Origin of the sequence: Pseudomonas amygdali, assembly GCF_002699855.1 — a bacterium.
Taxonomy (GTDB): Bacteria; Pseudomonadota; Gammaproteobacteria; order Pseudomonadales; family Pseudomonadaceae; genus Aquipseudomonas; species Aquipseudomonas amygdali.
In genome coordinates, this window is sequence record NZ_LKBW01000290.1 from 1 (window position 1) to 20,756 (window position 20,756).

20 protein-coding genes and 2 pseudogenes are annotated in these 20,756 nt (G+C 58.8%); 14 read left to right on the top strand and 8 right to left on the bottom strand.

Going from position 1 to position 20,756, the window contains the following annotated elements:
• Nucleotides 1–662, top strand: a pseudogene (locus AO277_RS22000) (AAA family ATPase); the annotation flags it as partial.
• Nucleotides 659–1,120: a hypothetical protein gene (locus AO277_RS22005; protein WP_044318779.1), complete on the top strand. Its 462-nt coding sequence runs from the start codon at nt 659–661 to the stop codon at nt 1,118–1,120. The pseudogene AO277_RS22000 and the gene AO277_RS22005, both read left to right, overlap by 4 nt.
• A 5-nt stretch (nt 1,121–1,125) precedes the next feature.
• Here AO277_RS22005 and AO277_RS22010 read toward each other — a convergent pair whose 3' ends face one another.
• Nucleotides 1,126–2,043, bottom strand: coding sequence for a LysR family transcriptional regulator (locus tag AO277_RS22010; protein ID WP_005731822.1), 918 nt, complete (start codon nt 2,041–2,043; stop codon nt 1,126–1,128).
• A 157-nt stretch (nt 2,044–2,200) separates the two neighbouring features.
• On the opposite strand from AO277_RS22010, the gene AO277_RS22015 reads away from it, so the two are divergent.
• The 3 genes from AO277_RS22015 to AO277_RS22025 all read left to right on the top strand — a co-directional run bounded on the left by AO277_RS22015 (nt 2,201) and on the right by AO277_RS22025 (nt 4,886).
• Nucleotides 2,201–2,956, top strand: coding sequence for a 5-oxoprolinase subunit PxpA (locus AO277_RS22015; protein WP_002553461.1), 756 nt, complete (start codon nt 2,201–2,203; stop codon nt 2,954–2,956).
• Between the two features lie 86 nt (nt 2,957–3,042).
• Entirely contained in the window at nt 3,043–3,915 is an 873-nt protein-coding gene (locus AO277_RS22020; protein ID WP_044318780.1) for a 5-oxoprolinase subunit B family protein, read from the top strand.
• Nucleotides 3,912–4,886 (top strand): 5-oxoprolinase subunit C family protein, encoded by a 975-nt coding sequence (locus AO277_RS22025; protein ID WP_044318781.1) that lies wholly within the window; start codon nt 3,912–3,914, stop codon nt 4,884–4,886. Before AO277_RS22020 ends, AO277_RS22025 begins: the two co-directional genes overlap by 4 nt.
• Nucleotides 4,887–4,892: 6 nt before the next feature.
• Here AO277_RS22025 and AO277_RS22030 read toward each other — a convergent pair whose 3' ends face one another.
• Nucleotides 4,893–5,465, bottom strand: a complete 573-nt coding sequence (locus AO277_RS22030; protein ID WP_002553464.1) for a TetR/AcrR family transcriptional regulator — start codon at nt 5,463–5,465, stop codon at nt 4,893–4,895.
• 209 nt (nt 5,466–5,674) lie between these two features.
• Here AO277_RS22030 and AO277_RS22035 point away from each other — a divergent pair.
• Nucleotides 5,675–6,681: pseudogene (locus AO277_RS22035) on the top strand (aldo/keto reductase).
• A 29-nt stretch (nt 6,682–6,710) separates the two neighbouring features.
• Here the strand turns inward: AO277_RS22035 and AO277_RS22040 are convergent.
• Nucleotides 6,711–6,923, bottom strand: a complete 213-nt coding sequence (locus tag AO277_RS22040) for a hypothetical protein (RefSeq protein ID WP_223216219.1) — start codon at nt 6,921–6,923, stop codon at nt 6,711–6,713.
• Nucleotides 6,924–6,995: 72 nt separating this feature from the next.
• Here AO277_RS22040 and AO277_RS22045 point away from each other — a divergent pair, with 72 nt between their 5' ends.
• Together AO277_RS22045 and AO277_RS22050 are read left to right on the top strand one after the other, a co-directional pair.
• A complete protein-coding gene (locus AO277_RS22045; RefSeq protein ID WP_044318782.1) occupies nt 6,996–8,180 on the top strand; it encodes an L-dopachrome tautomerase-related protein in 1,185 nt (394 codons plus the stop codon).
• A gap of 26 nt (nt 8,181–8,206) precedes the next feature.
• Nucleotides 8,207–8,515, top strand: a complete 309-nt coding sequence (locus tag AO277_RS22050) for a putative quinol monooxygenase (protein WP_044318783.1) — start codon at nt 8,207–8,209, stop codon at nt 8,513–8,515.
• 66 nt (nt 8,516–8,581) lie between these two features.
• On the opposite strand, the gene AO277_RS22055 is transcribed toward AO277_RS22050, so the two are convergent.
• From AO277_RS22055 to AO277_RS22075, 5 genes are all read right to left on the bottom strand, one after another.
• Entirely contained in the window at nt 8,582–9,574 is a 993-nt protein-coding gene (locus AO277_RS22055) for a DUF3829 domain-containing protein (protein WP_231994941.1), read from the bottom strand.
• The gene (locus AO277_RS22060) at nt 9,534–11,207 is read right to left on the bottom strand and encodes a J domain-containing protein (protein ID WP_044318785.1); all 1,674 of its coding nucleotides are present in this window, start codon (nt 11,205–11,207) and stop codon (nt 9,534–9,536) included. Before AO277_RS22060 ends, AO277_RS22055 begins: the two co-directional genes overlap by 41 nt.
• 170 nt (nt 11,208–11,377) lie before the next feature.
• The gene (locus tag AO277_RS22065; RefSeq protein WP_044318786.1) at nt 11,378–12,709 is read right to left on the bottom strand and encodes an OprD family porin; all 1,332 of its coding nucleotides are present in this window, start codon (nt 12,707–12,709) and stop codon (nt 11,378–11,380) included.
• Between the two features lie 72 nt (nt 12,710–12,781).
• The gene (locus AO277_RS22070; protein ID WP_044318787.1) at nt 12,782–14,380 is read right to left on the bottom strand and encodes an MFS transporter; all 1,599 of its coding nucleotides are present in this window, start codon (nt 14,378–14,380) and stop codon (nt 12,782–12,784) included.
• Nucleotides 14,352–15,560: an aspartate transaminase gene (locus tag AO277_RS22075; RefSeq protein ID WP_044318788.1), complete on the bottom strand. Its 1,209-nt coding sequence runs from the start codon at nt 15,558–15,560 to the stop codon at nt 14,352–14,354. Before AO277_RS22075 ends, AO277_RS22070 begins: the two co-directional genes overlap by 29 nt.
• A 276-nt stretch (nt 15,561–15,836) precedes the next feature.
• Here AO277_RS22075 and nac point away from each other — a divergent pair, with 276 nt between their 5' ends.
• From nac to AO277_RS22105, 6 genes are all read left to right on the top strand, one after another.
• Nucleotides 15,837–16,748, top strand: a complete 912-nt coding sequence (gene nac / locus AO277_RS22080) for a nitrogen assimilation transcriptional regulator NAC (RefSeq protein ID WP_010207353.1) — start codon at nt 15,837–15,839, stop codon at nt 16,746–16,748.
• 115 nt (nt 16,749–16,863) lie between these two features.
• Nucleotides 16,864–17,310, top strand: a complete 447-nt coding sequence (locus tag AO277_RS22085; protein WP_002553473.1) for an acetyl-CoA carboxylase biotin carboxyl carrier protein — start codon at nt 16,864–16,866, stop codon at nt 17,308–17,310.
• 54 nt (nt 17,311–17,364) lie between these two features.
• A complete protein-coding gene (accC, locus tag AO277_RS22090) occupies nt 17,365–18,717 on the top strand; it encodes an acetyl-CoA carboxylase biotin carboxylase subunit (RefSeq protein ID WP_044318789.1) in 1,353 nt (450 codons plus the stop codon).
• Nucleotides 18,714–19,379, top strand: a complete 666-nt coding sequence (pxpB, locus tag AO277_RS22095) for a 5-oxoprolinase subunit PxpB (RefSeq protein ID WP_005731840.1) — start codon at nt 18,714–18,716, stop codon at nt 19,377–19,379. Before accC ends, pxpB begins: the two co-directional genes overlap by 4 nt.
• Nucleotides 19,376–20,347 (top strand): 5-oxoprolinase subunit C family protein, encoded by a 972-nt coding sequence (locus AO277_RS22100; protein ID WP_044318790.1) that lies wholly within the window; start codon nt 19,376–19,378, stop codon nt 20,345–20,347. The genes pxpB and AO277_RS22100 overlap by 4 nt, the downstream gene beginning before the upstream one ends.
• The gene (locus AO277_RS22105; protein ID WP_005731842.1) at nt 20,347–20,754 is read left to right on the top strand and encodes a biotin/lipoyl-containing protein; all 408 of its coding nucleotides are present in this window, start codon (nt 20,347–20,349) and stop codon (nt 20,752–20,754) included. Before AO277_RS22100 ends, AO277_RS22105 begins: the two co-directional genes overlap by 1 nt.
• Nucleotides 20,755–20,756: the final 2 nt, after the last annotated feature.

Genomic DNA, 20,756 nt, shown 5'->3' on the forward strand with positions numbered 1-20,756 from the left:
CCGAGTCTGCCCAGGTGGCATGACTCAAACAAAAGGGTCTCCGAGAAACCCGGGGCGGTTCAGTCTGCGGTCCTCTACAGGATTTCTCAAGAGCCGGAACAGAAAACCAGACTGCTCGCCTTTATCAAATCCTTGCCCGAACAGGACATCACCGACATAGAGTTTATAAAGACTGATCGCAACGACGTCATGGTGAGGCTGGTGGAGTCTTTCGGACAGAAAAGCAGAACCGTGGACGCACCGCTGCTCTCTGATGGGACCCTTCGCGTTTTAGCCGTCGGCGCAACGCTTTTAACCGCTCCTGAAGGAGCGCTGGTGGTTATCGAAGAGATTGACAATGGTGTCCATCCCAGTCGTGCGGAANGCTGCGAGTCCTGCTGACATCACATAACCCTGCTTTGATGGATGCGTTGCCTGATAGTGCGCTGGCTGATGTGGTTGCCTGCTATCGCGATCCTGAACACGGCGACAGCCGTCTGGTGCGCCTGGGAGACCTGAGTCCCTATCCGGAACTGGTCGCGCAGGGGCCATTAGGGCAACTCATGACGCGGAGGATCCTGGATCGTTTCTTGAAGGACGATACAACGGAAGATGAGCGCAAGGCACAAGCGCTGGACTGGTTGGCTGAATTGCGCCAAAACACAGATGGAGGAGCAGAATGACAGCCGTCTGCTTGATTGATACCTCTGTCTTCGTCGAAATTCTCAATGTGCCCATCAAGGCGCAACAACACATTGAAACCCTTCGTCAGTTAGAACAACGCATACTTGCTGGAGAGTCGCTGTTTTTGCCGATGGCTACGATACTCGAAACCGGCAATCATATTGGACAGAATGGAGACGGAGGCGCTCGACGTAAATGTGCAGAGCGTTTTGTCAGGCAGGTACAGGATGCATTGAAAGGGCGTTCCCCGTTCAAAGCCATCAGCTTCCTGCAAGAGGATGAAATGAGCGGTTGGTTGCGCGAGTTTCCAGAGCATGCAATGTGTGGCAGCTGGCTTGGCGATCTTTCCATCATTCATGACTGGAGACGACTCTGTTCTCTGAATCCATCGAGACGGGTTTATATCTGGTCTGAAGATGTACATCTCGGTGCGTTCGATCAACTGCCCCGGTTGTAATATCCTCAACGCCGCGCCGATAGCTGCTGCGGTGCCAGAAACGCATCGTGAAAATAGTTACGAAACGCCTGCATCGCCGGGCTCAGCTCTCGCTCGCGGTGCCAGGCCAGGCCGACGCTCATTGGCGTTACCGAGTCGGTGACAGTCAACGTTTCAATACGTTTGCCTTCCAGCGACCAGGGACGATGTACCAGGTCGGAGAGAATCGCCACGCCGCTGCCGTTGGCGACCATGCTGCGCACTGCTTCCACGGAGCTGGTGCGCACTCTGACATTAGGTCGTTGGCCGGCCAGTTCCCAGTAACGCATTGCACTTTGCTCCGCCTCATCGACGGTCAACAGGATATAGGGCTCTTGTGCCACATCGGCAAGGCTCACGGCGGCGCGCTGGCACAGCGGGTGATGGCTGGACAGCCATAGACGGCGTTCGGAGTTGAACAGTGTCTCCGAGACGATATCCGGGTGAGTGATGTTGGCTGTCAGCACCACCGCCATATCGAAGCGCCCCTCCAGCAGACCCTGTTCGATGGCTTGCCTTTCGCGCTCATGAACCTCGATGGCTACATCAGGGTGCCAATGTTCCAGACGTTGCAGGTGGTGAGGCAGAAAGTAGCCAATCACGGTGTAGCTGGCGGCCAGGCGCAATACGCCGCTGGCGCGAATATCGGGTAGCGGGCTGTTCAGTGCGTCATCGACGCTGCGCAGGATCACGTAGGCGCGGTTGAGAAAATGTCGACCCGCTTCGGTCAGGCTCATGCCTTGGGCCGAGCGCTGGAACAACAGCGTGCCGAGCATGCTTTCCAGTTCCTTGATGGCCGTGGTCACCGCAGACTGGGAAATGTTCAGGTGAATGGCCGCCTGCGAGATTTGCCCGATCTCGGCCGTTGCTACGAAATAACGAACCTGGCGCAACGTCAGGGACATAAGCACTCCAATCGGCGGGTATCTGTTTTTCAGAAGATGATGTATCTGTAAATAGATCTACCCAAGGGGTGCAAGCGAATCTAACGTGTTTTGCAGGAAGCCGGATAGCTTCTTTTCCGGACTGACCCTTAACCCGATAGCCCCAGGAGCAAAAGCCATGCAGGTGGATTTCAACTCGGACATGGGTGAAAGCTTCGGCGCGTGGACCATTGGTGATGGTGTCGATAACGAATTGATGGCCTTCATCAGTTCCGCCAACGTCGCTACCGGTTTTCACGCGGGTGACCCCGGCACCATGCGCCGCACCATCGAACAGGCTAAACAGCTGGGCGTTGCCATTGGCGCGCACCCAGGGTTCCGCGATCTGGTCGGCTTCGGGCGGAGGCACATCAACGCAGCGCCGCAGGAGCTGGTCGATGACATGCTCTACCAACTGGGTGCATTACGTGAGCTGGCCCGGGTTCAGGGCGTGGCATTGCAGCATTTCAAACCTCATGGGGCGTTGTATATGCACCTCGCCCGGGATGAAGCCGCTGCCCGTCTACTGGTGGAAAACCTTCAGCGCCTGGAGCCCGAATTACTGCTTTACTGCATGCCCGGTTCGGTTATCTGCAAGATCGCTCAGGAGCTCGGTCAGCCGGTGATTCGCGAGTTCTACGCTGATCGCGACTACGACCTTAGCGGTTCCATCGTCTTCACCCGTAATGTGCGCGCGCATGACCCGGCCGAGGTCGCGGCACGCGTGGTTCGGGCGTGCCAGCAAGGTCTGGTGCGCACCGTCGAGGGCGAGGACCTGAGCATCGAGTTCGATTCGATCTGCCTGCACAGCGACACGCCGGGCGCTCTGGCCCTTGCCGAAGCGACCCGCAAGGCGTTGGACGCTGCCGGAATCACGGTGCGTAAGCCGCGCTGAGTCAAATGGCATCGTGTGCACAGACACACGAGCTACGTTACTGATATTTGCCTGCCGTTCTACAACAAATTCAACAAGGAACAGACATGGCTGATCCGATTCGCTACAGCTTTGGCGCTGATGAACACCTGTTCGCGGAAGTCAGCGAGAGTATGTCGCTGGAGGCATTTTTCAAAGGGCTGGCGGTGACCCGTGCAGTCGAGCGTCTGGAACTGGACGGGGTACTGGACGTATGCCTGGCCAACGCGTCGTTCCAGATCCGCTTCGACCCAGACCGTATCGCACCGCATGCCTTGCTCGAAGCGGTGAGAGCTGCCGAGGTCGATGCGGTGGCCGAACGTACGCTGCAAACCCGTATCATCGAGATTCCGGTGCTCTACAACGATCCCTGGACCCATGAAACCCTGATGCGTTTTCGTGACCGCCACCAGGACCCGGGTTCGACGGACCTGGAATACGCTGCGCGCATCAATAACCTGGCGGATGTCGATGCCTTTATTGCGGCTCATAGCGGCGCGCCGTGGTTCGTCTCGATGGTCGGTTTTGTGGCCGGTCTGCCGTTCATGTTTCAGATGGTCGAACGCGAGCGCCAACTGCAAGTGCCCAAATACCTGCGGCCACGTACCGATACACCCAAGCTTACGCTGGGGCACGGCGGCTGCTTCGGCTGCATCTACTCGGTGCGCGGAGCGGGTGGCTACCAGATGTTCGGCGTTACGCCCGCGCCGATCTACGATCCGCAGCAGGGTCTGGCTTATCTGAAAGAGCACATGGTGTTTTTCCGGCCGGGCGACATCGTCCAGTTCAAACCGGTTGATCGGGACACCTATGATGCGGCCGTTGTAGAGGTCGAAGCCGGGCGCTTCGATTTGCGGATTCGTCCGGTCGAGTTTTCCCTGGATGCCTTTCTGGCTGACCCCGCTGGTTATCCCAAGTCGTTGCAGGAGGTGCTGGCATGATCAAGGTGCTCAAACCCGGTCTGGCGACCTCGGTGCAGGATCTTGGCCGCGAAGGCTATTACCACTTGGGCATTCCGCCCTCCGGTGCGCTGGACCAGTACGCGCTCAGCGCTGCCAATCAACTCGTTGGCAACCCACCCGGTGCCGCCGGGCTTGAATGCACATTGCTAGGGCCGGAGCTGGAGTTCCAGTGCGATACATTGGCGGCGGTCTGTGGTGCACACATGGCGGCGCGCCTCGACGGGGTGGAAATGCACCACGACACCGCCTTTGCGGTAAAAGCCGGACAGGTGCTGCGTTTCGACTTCCCCAAGGACGGCGCGCGCACCTATCTAGCGGTTGCCGGGGGGATTGATGTGCCGCTGGTGCTGGGCAGTCGGTCGACTTACACGCTGGGTGCGCTTGGCGGTTTTCAGGGTCGCCGACTGATGGCTGATGACCAGTTGCCAATAGGCATTCCCGGCGGCAAGGGGCGAGCCGGGGCGAGCTTGCCGATGGCTTTGCGCCAGTCTTTGGGCGGGGAAGTGTATTTGCGTGTGGTGCCGGGCCTGTATTACGAGCGTCTGACCGAATTCGCAGCCACCAGCTTTTTCTCCGAGTCCTGGAGCGTAGGCTCGGAAGCCGACCGCATCGGTTATCGCTTCAAGGGCGGCAGGGCGTTGACGTTCCAGCCCAGGGAGCAGCCTTTCGGGGCAGGCTCCGATCCATCGAATATCGTCGACAGCTGCTACCCGATCGGCTCGATTCAGGTGCCTGCCGGGCTTGAGCCCATTGTCTTGCACCGTGACGCGGTGTCCGGCGGAGGCTACGCGATGATCGGTACGGTGATCAGTGCCGACCTCGACCTGATCGGTCAGATGCAACCCAACCAGAAAGCGCGATTCGTGGCGGTAACGCTGGAGGAGGCTCTAGAAGCGCGAAAGTCGTACAAAAAGAAGCTGGCGTGCCTGAGCAAACTGTTTCCTTCATAGAAGCGGTCAAAGAGCCTGCAGTTGCTCAAGCATTTTCGTACGGCACACATCGAGTATTTCGTCTGCCAGTGGCGAGTCGTTCGGGCAACTGCGCGATAGCAGCAGCGCGCCCAGTGCATGGGCAAACATATCGATGGTGTTTGCCCGCGCCTGTTTCCATTCGTTGTCGCCAGGAGACGTGCCTGCCGGAGCCAGGGCGGCAAGCATGCTCTCTATGCCCTCGGCAAAGGTTACCTTGACGTCGTCTGACTGACGTGCAGCATCAGCACTGAGTGCGGCTATCGTGCAGCCTGTGCCTGGGTTATCCCGGTGCTCTCTGGACAGGTAGTACTCGATGAACTGCGCAGGATCGACGTCTTTCGATTGCTCCACGGTGCGCGAGATGGCACAGGCAGCCGATTCGGCCATCAGATCGGACTTGGAGCCGAAATGCTTGTAGAACCCGCCGTGGGTAAAACCCGCTGCGGCCATCAAGTCTGCCACCCCTACACCGTCAAAGCCGTGCTCGCGAAACTGGATGGATGCCGTCTCGACAATGTGTGCCCGGTTGGCCTGGGCCTGCGCCTTGGTGACTCTCATGTGAGTTGCCTCTCTTGCCTGCTTGGTTTTTACCCGTCCGGGTTCGGCAGGGCGTGAATATAGCATTGATGCTGACCATAATCAAAATGATTGGCAGTTAAGATGCTGATCGTAATCATAACCGCTCAAAGCTGACTGTTAGCTGTCCACCTTGTTTCTCGGCAACAGGATCGCGCCACGGGCGATCCTCAATCGGCAGGAGCAAAACCATGAAATACAGAACGTTTGGCAAAACCGGGCTCAATGTTTCGCAACTGGCGCTGGGCACAGGAAACTTCGGCACGGGCTGGGGCTACGGCGCAGACCCGGTTGCCAGCAAGGCAATTTTCAACGCCTATGCAGAGGCGGGTGGCAACTTCATCGATACTGCAGACATATATCAGTTCGGTCAGTCCGAAGAGTTACTCGGTACGCTGCTGGAAGGCCGGCGCGATGATTTCGTGCTGGCGACCAAATTTACCAACGGTGCCTCGGCCAATCCCGGCCGACTGGCCATCGGCAACAATCGCAAGGCAATGGTCAGCTCGGTGGAAGCAAGTCTCAAACGCTTGAAGACGGATCGCATCGACATCTATTGGGCGCACCATCCAGACGCTGTTACACCCATCGAGGAAATTGTCAGAGGGTTTGAAGATCTGGCGCGTGCAGGGAAAATCCTATACGCAGGCCTGTCCAATTTCCCTGCATGGCGGCTTGCTCGCGCGGTTACGCTGGCCGAAATCAGCCGTGCATTACCGATTGCAGCCGCTCAGTTCGAGCACAGCCTGGTGCATCGCGAGCCTGAGGCCGATCTTTTTCAGGCTTCTTACGCGCTTGGCCTTGGCGTCGTCACCTGGTCACCTCTGGGTGGTGGCATGCTGACCGGCAAATATCGCAAAGGGGAGAGCGGGCGCGCTGAGGGTTTGGCGGCAAGGTATTCCAGCCTGAGAACTCGACGCAGCGCACACGGATTCTCGATACTGTTCTGGAGGTTGCCGGTGAGCTTGGCGTAAGCGCGGGTCAGGTTGCCATTGCCTGGGCAGGTTCGCACGGCGCTGTTCCTATCATCGGGCCTCGTTCGCACGAGCAGATTGCCGATAATCTGGGCGCCTTGTCGCTGACGCTGACTGACGAACAGATTCAACGCCTGGATGCGGTCAGCAGTCTGGATCCCTCCGCTGGGCCAAGGTCGGCGGCTGATTGGTCGGATGAGACTCGTGCAAGGGGAGTGGCCTGAGTTGTTATTGGCCTGACTCGGATATTTGTTTATAGCCGCCAAATGAGCGGCTGGAGTCCTTCCAGGCGCAGCGTTGCTGCATGAGCGTGGTGCTTGCGTGTCTTGGCAAAGGCGGTGATCTTCGCCTCGGCGTTGAAAGTGTTAGCGTATTCCCCGCGTTTTTCTTTGTAATGAGAAAGACCAAAATACTCGCAGTCTTGTCCATCCATCGTCCTTGAGCCACGTAGAGTGATGAACGTCATCACCTTCCGTGCGCACAGCCCGTATTACTGAATACCGATGAGCAGCCCTGGCTGTCCCATCAGGAGAGCACCATGCATCGAAAATCAATTTGCGCAGCACTGGCCATCCTGTCCGCCGCCACACTCACCACCTCACTGGCCTACGGCGCGACCATCACCGGGCTCCCTGCAAGCGCCCCTGCCGACAGGTCGGTAGGCAAGCTTGAACAGGTGCATGCCTTTTACGATGCGATGCCTACCGGTGTGACAGTCACTGAAACCGGGCGAATCTTCGTCAACTTCCCTCGTTGGGGCGACAAGGTGCCTTTTACGGTGGGCGAGATTCGTGAAGGCAAAGTTGTTGCCTACCCCGATCTGGCGGTCAACCACGAGAATCCGAAGGACCCCGGCGACGGGCTGATCAGCGTGCAGAGTGTGGTGGCTGACGGCAAAGGACGCGTCTGGCTTCTGGACACTGCCGGACCGCAGTTTGCTGCTCCGCGTCCGGGTGGTGCCAAGCTGGTTGCGGTAGACCTGGCCACCAACCGAATCGTCAAGCGGCTGGTGTTTCCGGATAACGTCATCTTGCCCAGCACTTATGTCAACGATATGCGCTTCGACTTCCGCAAAGGATCGCAGGGGACTGTCTATGTGACTGACTCTTCGGTAAGCGGACCGGGCGCAATCATTGTCATGGACATTGCCAGTGGGCATGCCGTACGTCGCCTGAGCGGCGCGAAGGCGACGTCTGCCGACCCGGATTTCGTGCCCGTGGTCGAGGGCGTACCCGTGCTGGGTGATGGCCCGGACGGATCGCGCAAACCGGTTCACGTAGCCGCAGACGGCATTGCGTTGTCGGCTGATGGCAAGACGCTGTATTTCTCGCCACTGTCCAGCCGCCACCTGTACTCCGTCGCGACCGAGCTGCTGAACGACAGCGGTGTAAGTGAGCAGCAACTGGCTGCGGCTGTTGAGGACCTCGGTGAAAAGGGCGCCTCCGATGGTCTTGAGGCTGACGCAGACGGTGCTGTGTATGCAGGTGACTATGAGCACAATGCAATTCGCAAACGCCTGCCGAGCGGAAACTGGCAAACCGTGGCGCACGATCCTCGCATGCTGTGGCCTGATACGTTGTCTATCGGTCCGGATGGCTACCTGTATTTCATCGTCAACCAATTGCACCGTCAGGCCGGTTTCAATTCGGGCCACGACAAGCGTGCAAAACCTTATAGCCTGCTACGCGTGAAAGTCGACGCTGCGCCTGCCCCCACTCATTGATCGAATTGAATACCGGAGCATTGATAATGAATACACCTGCAAAGCCGTTGGCCTTGATCGCCGTTCTGAAAGCCGTTGCCGGCAAAGAGTCTGCATTGAAAGAAGCATTATCAGCACTGGTGGAGCCCTCCCGATCAGAGCCGGGCAATATCGAGTACACACTGTTCGAGGCGCGCGATGAGCACGGCACGTTTTACATGCGTGAATGTTTCAAGGATCAGGCAGCACTGGATGCGCACGTTGCCACGTCGCATTACCAACAGTTTGCAGCTGCAAGCAGCGAGTGGCTGGCAGAGCCACCGCAGCTGATATTTCTGGATCAGGTGTCTGGCTGAGTTCATTCATCTCTCAAGAGAAATGTATCTGCCGGTACATTTCTCTGCCGGCTTCACTTGAAGCGGTTAGTACTGTCCAAGCACCGATGCGTTGTATTGCTTCAGAAGTTGATCGTACTGCTGCTCTACCGTCAGCAGACTCTTGTTCAATTGGTCAACATCGGCATGAGCGGCCCACTGCCGTTGCAAGGTGTCCAGAGCTGATAGCCAGTTCTGTGCGGGCGTCTTGATCACAAGCCATATCGGGCGTTTTCCATTGGCAGACTTGAGGTTGGGCATATTTTTGAAATAGCGCTCGGCATCCAGCCATGCGTTAACCAGTTCGGTGTGCAAGGCCTCAAGCGCGTCCGGGTTCAGGCGAGCGTTATCTGCGTTCTGGTTCAGGTAATTGATCGTTTGCCGGGCTAGGATCATGAAGTTGAGCGTGTGCCAGTGCTGATCGTGGCCAAGGCGATCGTCAATGGCCGCGAGTTGTTCGCTGCGTGCCAGAAATTGAGGTTCCTCGAAGCGTTTTCGAACGGCAAGACTGCGCTGCTGCAGTTGTTGTATCCCTTGGGTAATATCTGCATCCAGCTGCCGGGCAAGCTTGATATCGGGGCGTGGTTGATTGTAGAGCGCCTCGGCATCAAACGTTTTTTCACGCAGTGCGTCGAGCGTCTCGCTGTACTCGGTTACGGCAATGACCAGCGGATCGGACTTGGGGTAGAGCAGTTGTGGGTAACGGATACGGCAGGCCAAACTCTTATTGATTGCGATGGAACGACTGCTCTCACCCATTGCAAAGCTTTGGATGAACGGCCCCACACCCTCGCTGCCATCAATCAGCGCCTGATAGTGCTTGCGATAATCAGCATAGCGTTCAAGCAGAAGAGCATCGTCAAATACCAGGCACGCTGCCGCGTCCCGCATCATTGAAGTATCTGCAATCGTGTCTGTCGGAATGCGGTGGGTGCTGGTCAATCTGTGATGCGCCCAGACGATGGTCGCGAAAACACAAATAGCGGCGATGAACGCTCGATTACTGATCATGGCCAGCCTCCAGAGCAGATGCGGGCGCATACCACTGGTCCCGCGAGGGCGGGTGACAGGGCTGGTTTGTTTCAAGCAGGGCTGCGCAAAGGCGCTTCGGCCACGCCTGCAGACCTTGACCTTCTTGCACCGGCCGGTAGTTGATGAAAGTGCCGGAGATGAACAGCAACGAGACTGTCAGGCCCAGCACAATACCAATCATAAATTCTCTGGCCGGTGAGCCTGGAGCGATTGAAAATGTCCGCTTGAGCCCTTCGGGCCAGGCAATGCGAGTGCCGGCAGCAGCCACGGTGAGTATTGCGGCGTAAATCAGTAACGCTTTCCATCCCCCGATCAGCCAGGCGGGTACTGCGGGCGCCCAGCTTACGGTGCTTTCTCGCAGCAAAAGCGGCACCGGGCGGCGCAGCGTGAGCCAGCGACCAAAGCGCTTGGTGAGTTGCTCATCAAGGCGCCAGGCAAAAACGCCGAGCGTCTGGCCGCCTACGTAAAGCAAACCCGCCATCAGGCCAAGTGCGCCAATAATCAGCAACAGGGTGATCATTGTTTCGCCCGGATCACTTCCCAGTCGGTAATAACTATCCCATGCCGTCATGGACGCTGCGCCAACGATTGCAAACGGCAATGCCCAGAACGATGTATGTCGGCGCAACGGTCGCCAGAAGTACACGTTTTCGCCGGGCACATGGCTGGCCAAATCCGGGTAATGTCGCGCCACTGTGTTGGCCAGCGACTCACAGGCTTGCCAGTCGGCAGGGGTGAAGCGGATGGTCATTGACACGCGAGCGTCATCGCTCATGGGCAGGAACAGCAGGCGGGCTGCACGTGAGCCTGTACTGTCGATTTTCTGCGTGGCAAGACGCTGCTGCTCTTCGAGAAACAAGGCCTGACGACTGCGTGCCAACAGCCGACTCCAGAAGGGTTCCGGGCAAAAAGTGCGACCGTCGGTTTTCTTCCAGCCTTGCCACTCGCACACGGCATCAAAAATAGGGCTGGACCAGACTTCAGCGTGGGCCAGTAACCCAGCGAGGTATTTGTTAAGCCATATACGCCGGTCGAGAGTCTGCATCCAGGCAGTCTGGTCAAGATGCAGGTACAGACTGGAGAAGGATTCGGCATTGCTGCTGTTCAGCGCCTCTGCCAGCTTCTGTTCGGTATTGCGTGACAGATTGTTCAGAACAGTTTGCGTCGCCCGCAAGGACAGGTCGATGCGTTGCCAGGCACTTAGCCACTGAAAAAGCTCGACTGCGCGCTCGGTCAGCTCGCAGACATCGGGAGCATCCGCCTGGCAATATTCCAGCATGCCTACTTCGAACGCCTGCTCACACTGTGTAGCTCGGGCGTGTTCCAGTCGCTGGTCCAGATTCTTCGCAGTGACACCTTCAAGCAGCAGGTCAGCCCTGCGGCGTTGAAGATCTGAGGCGCTGGAAGACTGAGCTGGCGACGGCATTTCTGGAGTCGGCGCAAGCAATGGGCCTTGCTGTTCCACCGGCTCTTCTTGAGTTTCGGCAGCCCAGCTTAGCGCTTGCTCATAGGCATCACGCAACCGCTGAAAACCAGCCGGATCTTCGTCCGGGCGGTTCTGTTTGAGCAGTACAGCGTAACGGCGCTTGATACTGCGAATATCAGAAGGAGCGTCCAGCCCCAGAATAGACCAGCAATTCACTGCATTGCGCTCAGGTCTGTACCTGCAACCATGGGGTCACGAACTCCTTGTATACCAAGACAGGAATGCAGAAGCGTCCGGGCAAGATGCCCGGACGTGAAAAATAACGGCGGGGAGTTTAACAGGTGCTCAGACAGCAGACGCTACTTCCATCTGCTGTTTTCGCAGGATCAGAAAATATTGATCGGATAGCTGACAATGATCCGGTGCTCGTCGGCATCACGCTGACTGGCAAACTCGGTACGAAGTTGTGCATGACGCAGTGCAACGCTGAGGTTTTTCACCGGGCCGGACTGCACCACGTAACTCAGGGTAACGTTGCGTTCCCATTCCTTCTTGTCGCCGTCGGACGTCTGGATGTTCGAACCGCTTTCATACATGGCCAGGAAGTTCAGCCCGGGAACGCCAAGCCTGGCGAAGTCATAGCCGTAACGGACCTGCCAGGTGCGTTCTCCGGCGCGCTGGAACTTGCCGATCATGGATTCGGTCATGAAGTAAGCAGTTGATCCATCGCCCTGATTCAACCATACCGCGTCGCTGTCGCCGGTCACTGCCTGATAACCGGCAGCAAAGGTATGACCGTTGATGAGGTAGGTGAACTGGGCGCTGGACAGGCGGCTGTCGACTTCACCCTTGGTAACGCCGTTGCCGTAATAACCCACCGTGTAGAACGCCGGATCGTGACCGTTTGCACCGTCCGAGCGGTTGTCGAAGTGGCGCAGGTCGGTGCGCAGGGTGCCCGGACCGAGTTGCATGTCGTATTTCAGTCCGAGAAAGTTCTGCTTGTAGAAGTTTTCCAGGTTGCCGTAGTAATACTGCAAGGTCAGGTCTTTGGTCGGTTTGTAATCGACGCCTGCGTAGTAGAACTTGTTGACGAATTCGCCGGTCAGCGGGTTATTGGCACCCGGAATCGACATGCCCATCTGGTTGGTCGAACCGCGGCCCATTACATGTTCCAGTTGCCCGGCAGTGAAGGTGAAATCACTCAGGTCTTTCGACTGGATCTGCCCGCCGCGAAAAGTCTGTTGCAGCATGCGATCAGTGGACATGACCACCGGAAGCATCGGCACCAGCGTGCCGTACTTCAACTCGGTTTTTGAAACGCGTGCCTTGAGCGTCGCGCCCAGGCTGCTGAACTCATCGACCGCGCAGCCGTCGCTGTCAGTCGGGAATATGTTGCCATTGAATGCGGTACTTTGCGGGTTGTAGTGGCGGCCCTTGCCCGAGTCCAGACGAATGCCCAACTGGCCCAGCGCATCGACACCAAAGCCGACGGTGCCGGGCGTGTAGCCGGACTGGTAGTTGAGCATGAAGCCCTGGCCCCACTCCTGCGTGTAGTTCGGGTCAGCAGCACCGCTGCGGTTGTCTGCGTTGCTGAAGAAGTTGCGCGCCAGAATGCTGGCCTTGCTGTCTTCCAGAAAACCTTCGCCGAAGCTCTGCTGCGCGATCAGCAGGCCACAAAAGCCCGCAACGAAAGGGGTGGCGCGATTGATACGCTCCATCGGGTTCATCCTCATGCTGTCATTAAGTGTTGTGAGAGGCAGGGTCGGGCGGCAGTCAGGTTTCTTGTTGTTTTAAGAGGCGTGTTTTGCAGCTGAATCCGTTTCAGGTGTCGTTGTGTGAGGCGCTTGATACAGCGTGACGCGAGGTAAGCGGTAAAGAACCACCAGTGCGAGTACGCCCAGTGCGGCGCAGATCAACAGCCCTGTACCGACTGCATGGGCGAGGGCAGTGCGAGCCAGCTGCAACGTGGTGTCGATATCTTTGGGCGTGTGCTGCAGCAAGACCTGAGGGTCGGCCAGACGCGCTATTGCCTGCATCTGGCCTGCCGCTGACAGCGCATGTTGCAGATTGGCGACGTACAGCAACTTGACCAGCACACCCATGGCCGCGGTGCCCAGCAAGCCGCCAACCAGTCGCAACGATTGAGTGAGTGCTGTGGCGATACCGAGAAACTGCCGCTCGGCAAGCGTCTGGGTGAATACGGTGAGGTTGAGCAGAATGAATCCAAGCCCCAACCCCGCCAGCAGAATCAGTCCCAGCAAGGTCGTGAACCCGGCGTGCAGTCCGACCAGTGCCAAGGCGATGCAGGCAATCGACAGGGCAATGAATCCGCCACTCGGTAACCAGTTGGGGTTTGCCAGACGCGTGACGATGCGACTGTTGACGATTGCGCCCAAAGTGATACTCAGGGCCAGCGGTGTGAGCAGCAGCCCGGCGTCCTGCGGCGAGTAGCCGTAGCTGCCCTGCAACAGCAGAGGCAGGTAAAACAGCAGGGTGAACATGATCGCACCGGCCAGCAGCGACATGATGAACAGCAGGCGGATGCTGCGATTGGCAAACAGCCCGGCGGGCAGCAAGGCGAACGCGCAACGGCGCTCTCTGAACCAAAGTCCGGTCAAGGCAATAACAGTGATAGCGCCGCACAGCAGGCTGATCGCCAGAGAGCGCTGACCGAGCCATTCAACGAACAATTGCAGGCTGCCCAGGCTCAGGACAATCAACACTGCGCCGATCCAGTCGAGCCTGATCGCACCGGCTGTTGGCGGGCGATACCAGGGTAAAAAGCGCCAGGCAAAAAACAACGCAATCACGCCCAGCGGCAGGTTCAGCCAGAACACCGAACGCCAGCCGAACTCGCCGGACAGGTAACCGCCCAACCCTGGGCCGATGGCATTGACCACGCTGAACATCGCACTCAGCAGAACCTGCCAGCGCAGCCGCTGACAAGTGTCGGGAAACAGCTCCGGCACACAGGCAAATGCCGTACCGATCAGCATCCCGCCACCGACGCCTTGCAGGGCCCGGCCAATGACCAGCACCAGCATGCTGTCGGCCAGCGCGCAGACCAGCGAAGCAACGGTGAAAATGACCGTAGCGGCCAGCACGAACGGTTTACGCCCGTAGAAATCGCCCAGTCGGCCAAAGATCGGAATGGTCACGATGGACGCCAGCAGGTAGCCGGTGGCGACCCAGGCATACAGCTCGAAACCATCGAGTTCCGCGACGATGCTTGGCAATGCGTTGCCGATCACTGTCTGGTCGAGTGCGGACAGCATCAGCACCAGGGAAATGCCGAGCATGGCCAGCAGGGCCTGTTTGAAGGTCAGGGCCGGGTGGCTCGGCGTGGTCATGGCCAGGCGCTCAGCGCAACGCAGCGACAGCAGTCGCAATGCGTGTGCAACCGGTTTCAAGGGTTTCGAGGGCCGTCGCCGTAGACATCCGGAAGAACGGTGCCAGGCCATAAGCGGTGCCTGCTACAACCGCAACACCCTGACTTTCCAGCAGGTACAGAACCACATCGGTGTCGGCTTCCAGTACCGAGCCTGACGGGGTGGTTTTGCCGATCAGCGCTGCGCAATTGACGTAGAGATAAAACGCGCCTTGTGGCTGGATGCAACTCAGGCCGTCAATTGCGTTGATCAACTCCAGGCAGCGGTCGCGGCGCTGTTTGTAGACCTTGACGCTCTCGCCGACAAACGACTGGTCGCCATTGAGGGCCGCCACTGCGGCGGCCTGGCTCACCGAGCAGGCGTTGCTGGTGGATTGCGACTGCAGGGTAGCCATCGCGTTGATTATATCGCTGGGGCCTGCGGCATAGCCGATGCGCCAACCGGTCATGGCGTAGGTTTTTGATACACCATTGATGATCAGCACACGCTCGCGCAGGGCGGGTTCGACAGTCAGCAGATGGCTGAGCGGGGTGTCGTCATAGCGAATGTGTTCGTAAATATCATCGGTCATGACCAGCACGTCCGGGTAGTCGAGCAGCACGTCGGCCAGTGCCCGCCATTCAGTTGCGCTGTAGGTCGCGCCGGTCGGGTTGCTCGGCGAATTGAGCAGCAGCCAGCGGGTACGCGGCGTGATTGCGTGGCGTAGTTGCTCGGCGGTGAGCTTGAACTGATTGTCTTCGGGGCACGGTAAGGTCACCGGGCGACCATCGCAGGCCAGCACCATGTCCGGGTACGACACCCAGTACGGCGCGGGGATCAGCACTTCGTCGTCAATGCCCAGGGTCGCTGCGAAGGCATTGAAGATCGCAGCCTTGGCACCGCTGGTGACTACGATCTGGCCGGGGGCGTAGCTCAGGCCGTTTTCGCGCTGGAGTTTGGCGGCAATCGCGTCGCGCAGCGCTGCAGTACCCGCATTGAGCGTGTAGCGGGTTTCACCGTTTTCGATGGCGGCAGAGGCGGCCTGACGAATGTGGGCAGGCGTATCGAAGTCGGGTTCGCCAACCACCAGATTGATGATCGACTTGCCTGCGCGCCGCAGTTCATTGGCCCGATCGGCAGCAGCGCTGCTGGGCGATGGTTTGATGCGGAGCACGCGGGCAGCGATGCGAGATGCGGTCACGTTGGCATTCCTCGTTGATGGCCTTGACGGGGAATACGTTACGAGCCTGCAGACGGCAGGCCATAAGACGAGTTTGTTCTGGGTTGATAGGCAGCGCTTATGACCGCAGATGAACCAATGCTGCACCAAAAGCGGGCAAGCAATGCCTGCGGGGGCATCCATGCGTTGCAATCACGCTCGGCAGTTGCTGACATAGCAATTGCTTATGTCTGGTTTTTTCAGAGCTGGCCTGTGTCTTGCTGAGGCATCGGGGTCGTGACTCTGGAGTGCAGCACCTTGAACCTTCGCCGCTTGAAATACTTTGTGAAAATTGTCGACATCGGCAGCCTGACCCAAGCCGCCGATGTACTGCACATCGCACAACCTGCGTTAAGCCAGCAATTGGTGACGCTGGAAGCCGAGTTGCAGCAGCAGTTGCTGATCCGCACCAAGCGCGGCGTTACCCCGACCGAGGCGGGCAAGGTTTTGTATGGCCATGCTCAGGTCATACTGCGTCAGTGTGAGCAGGCGCAAAGTGATGTCAACGCCAGCGGCCTGGCGTTGTCGGGGCCGGTGTCGGTAGGGCTGGCCCCGGGCACTGCTGCGTCAACCTTGTCGCTGCCGTTGCTGAAACGGGTGCGCGAGCGTCATCCGGGTATCCTGCTGTACCTCAACGAGAACTTTGGCACCACGCTGAGCGAACTGATCATGAACGGGCGCATGGACATGGCCGTTCTTTATGGCGGACGTGAGGTGCATGGCCTGAGTTTTGTGCCGTTGATTCGCGAGCAACTGTATCTGGTAAGCGCCCAGGACACGCTTCAGGGCTGCGAGGAAATAGCCCTCGCCGAGCTGGCCGATATCGACCTGCTGTTGCCGCGCACCTACAACACCATCCGCCGTCTGGTGGATGAGGCATTTGTGCGCATCGAGCGCAGTGCCCGGGTGGTGGCAGAAGTCGAATCATCGACGACTCTGGCTGCCGCAGTAGCGGATCGATTCGGCTCGACCATTCTTCCCGAGTCTGCTGCGCGGGTGCTGGCCGATACGCATGCGGTCAATCTGAGCCGGATCGTCGAACCCGAGATCGAAGCGCCGCTGGCCCTGTGCCTGTCAGGCCACTTGCCGCTTTCGGTTCCGGCCCAGGCAGTCAAGGCCATCCTACTGGAACTGGTCGCAGAGATGCGCGGCAATCGCCGTACAGAGTAACCCCGGCGTCATAAGGGGCGCTTATCACCCCACAGTCAAACCGTCTTGGCGGTCAAAAATCGCTCTCGTTACATTGCCCTCAGCCACATTTCTTTTGCCAGGCAAGGGCTCTTGCATGAAACCGGAACGTATCAAAGCACTTATCGACCTGATGGCCGAATCAGACCTGAGTGAACTCAGCCTGTCTGAAGGCGATACGCAGTTGCGCTTGCTGCGTGAGTCGGTCGAGGCCGCCAGCGGCGTCAGTCCATCTGCATCAACGTCGCTGAAAGCGCCTGCAACCGATGCTGCTGCTTCCTCTCAGGCAAGTGCAACTGCCAATGCGCAAGAGGCTCAGGCCTGCGCCTCGCTGTATGGGGTCTTGCACCTGACCCCGGCGCCCGACCAGCCGCCCTTCGTTGAAGTCGGCACGTCAGTCGACGTGGGACAGACCCTGGCAGTGGTTGAAGCCATGAAGATGTTTCATCCGGTGACGGCTGAAAAGGCAGGGGTCGTGACCGCCATTCTGGTTGCCAACGGCGAAGAGGTTCAGGCCGGACAAGCGCTTTTCAGCATCGGTTGAAGGTCTTGGGTGGCCGTGCGGCTGCCTTCCGGGTTCACAGATCAGGGGTTTTTGATGTTCGATAAAGTGTTGATCGCCAACCGCGGCGAAATTGCCCTGCGCATCCAGCGCGCCTGCAAAGGCCTGGGCCTGAGTACGGTTGCGGTCTATTCCGAAGCGGATCGCGATGCCAGCTATGTACGGCAGGCCGATGAGTCACTGTGCATAGGCCCGGCCGCGCCGGGGCAGAGTTATCTGAATCAGGCTGCCGTTCTTTACGCTGCGCAGTTGACCGGTGCTCAGGCGATCCATCCCGGTTACGGGTTTCTGTCTGAAAACGCCGCGTTCGCCGAGCGCATCGAACAGGCTGGCCTGACTTTCATCGGCCCCAGTGCCGCCTGCATTCGGGTGATGGGCGACAAGGTCGCGGCCAAGCGGGCAATGCGTGAGGCTGGCGTGCCGTGCGTGCCAGGCCCGGACACCAGCATGCCTGCCGATCCGCAAGGCATCCTGAAAATTGCCCGTGACATCGGTTACCCGGTCATCGTCAAGGCCGCTGGCGGTGGCGGCGGGCGGGGCATGCGCGTGGTTCAGGAAGAGCTGCAATTGCTCGATGCAATTGCGCTGACCAGCGAAGAAGCCCGCCGGGCCTTCGGCAATCCCGAGTTGTATATCGAGAAGTTTCTGGGTCAGCCGCGCCATGTCGAGATTCAGGTGCTGTGCGATGCCTATGGCAATGCCATCTGGCTTGGCTCGCGGGATTGCTCGATGCAGCGCCGCCACCAGAAGGTGCTTGAAGAGGCTCCTGCACCGGGCATCGACCCGGAATTGATGGCCAGGGTGGGCGAACGTTGCGCACTGGCCTGCCGGCAGATCGGTTACCAGGGCGTAGGCACGTTCGAATTCCTGTTTGAAAACGATGAGTTCTATTTCATCGAAATGAATACTCGCCTGCAGGTCGAGCACCCGGTCACGGAAATGACTTCCGGCATCGACATAGTTCAGCAGCAGATTCGCATGGCGATGGGTGAGCGCCTGAGTTTCAGCCAGGCCGACGTCAGCGTGTCGGGCCATTCTCTGGAATGCCGGATCAACGCCGAGGACCCGCGCAGCTTCATGCCTACGCCGGGGCAAGTCACCCGCTGGGAGATTCCTGGTGGTTTTGGCGTACGGGTCGACTCGCATGTGAGCCACGGTTATCGCGTTCCGCCTTATTACGATTCGATGGTGGCGAAGGTCATCACTCACGGTGCCAGTCGCGATGAGGCCCTGGCACGTATGCGCCTGGCGCTGAGCGAAATGCACGTTGAGGGAATCTCTACCAACATCGCGCTGCATCGCGACATTTTGCAGGACCCGGTGTTCTGCAAGGGTGGCATGGACATTCACCACCTGGAGCGCTGGTTACAGACAAGGAGCCACCCATGACCCTCCAGCAGTTGCCGCCACGAATCACTTTGCTGGGAACCACCGCCTTGCTGTTCGAAGCACCCGGCGAGCTTGAGCTGGCAGCGCAGCAACGCATATGGGCGCTGGCCAGCCTGAGCAAGGACTGGCCGCAGGTGCGCGAATCGGTGCCGGGCATGAACAACCTGATGCTGACCTTCGCAGCGCCGCCACGCGACCTGACCGGCTTGAAAACCCGCTTGCTGGAGGCCTGGGAGCAATGCCAGCCGCTGCCGTTGCAAGGCCGGATCATCGAGTTGCCGGTGGTGTATGGCGGTGACGGCGGACCGCATATGGCCGATGTCATCGCCCATACCGGACTGGATATCGAGACCATCGCCAATCTGCACTGCGAACCGCTTTACCCGGTGTACGCCTTGGGCAGCCACCCGGGTTATTGCTATCTGGGCGGCATGGATCAGCGTCTGGCGACGCCTCGGCGCAAAGTGCCGGTACTCGATATCGGTGCCGGCTCGGTTTCCATCGGCGGCGTGCAGACGGGTATCTCCGCTTCAGCCGGCCCCAGTGGCTGGAACACGATAGGGCGCACGGAAATGGTGTTTTTCGACGCTGATCAGAACCCTCCGGCGCTGATGCAGCCCGGCGATCAACTGCGCTTGCGTATCGAGAGGATCATTCGATGATCGAAGTTATCAGCGCCACCGCACTGGCGACGGTCCAGGACTTGGGCCGCCATGGCAGCCTGGGCTACGGCGTCGGCACCTCCGGCGCAATGGACACGCTGTCGTTGCAGCTCGGCAATTTGTTGCTGGGCAACGACGAAGACGCGGCAGGCATCGAAATTCCACTGTTCCCGTTCGAAGTGCGTTTTGTCGAGGACTGCACTTTTGCTATCACCGGTGCTGCCTGTTCTGCACGGCTGGATGGCGAGCGACTGCCGGGTAACTGGGTCGCTCAGGCGCGCAAGAATCAGGTGTTGAAGCTGAGTTACCCAACGACGGGCAGTCGCGCCTATTTATGCCTGGCGGGCGGTGTGGATGTGCCGCAGGTTCTGGGCTCGCGCAGCACGCAATTGCGCGGTGCATTTGGTGGCTGGCAGGGCCGCGCCTTGCAGCAGGGCGATCTGATTCCCGCCGGTGCGGCTAATCAACCGCGCGCTGGTGATTTTGGTATGCAATCTGCTGCGGCGGCCTTGCCGTTGATTATCGACGAGCTACCGGCCATACGCGTACTGCCTGCCGCCGAGTTCGACTGCTTCAGCGTTGAAGCCCAACAAACATTTTTTGCCGGCGAGTGGAAAATCACCACGCAAAGCAATCGCTATGGTTATCGCATGGAAGGTACGCCCCTATTGCCAAGGGAGGCGCTGGAAATTCGCTCTCACGGCATTGTGCCCGGGGTGATTCAGGTGCCCCACGGCGGCCAGCCGATTGTGCAAATGCGCGATGCCCAGCCCAGCGGCGGCTATCCAAAGTTTGCGACGGTTATCGAAGCCGACCTGTGGCGTCTCGGTCAGGCCCCCATCGGCAGCAAGGTGCGCTTCGTGCAATGCAGCTACGAGGAGGCCGTCGAGGCACTGGACACCAATCACGCCTTCATCGAAAACGCCCGGCGCTTGCTTGCGCTGCGCGGCCTGCAAGGACATCGCTGATGAACATCAATGAAATTCGCCAACTGGCAGGCTGGATTCGTGATGCCGGGCTCACGGTTCTTGAACTGAAACGACCAGGGTTCGAGTTGTTGATCCGACGCGGAGTACGTGCGGATAACCCTGCATCGCGACCTGACGTGGACGTCGCAGTCGAACAGCCGCCAGCCACTGCGCTTGTAATAGCTGCGGATAACCCCGGCGTTTTTGTATCGAGACACCCCGACGAAAAAAACAGCTACGTAAAACCCGGCGACACCGTTGCAGTCGGGCAGTTGCTGGGCCTGTTGCGCATCGGCCTGCTTTATCTGCCGGTGCGCAGCCAGCAGGCAGGGCGTGTGACGCGTTTTCTGGCTGCCGAGCATGAACGGGTCGGTTACGGCCAGCCGCTGATTGAACTGGAGGAGTGACA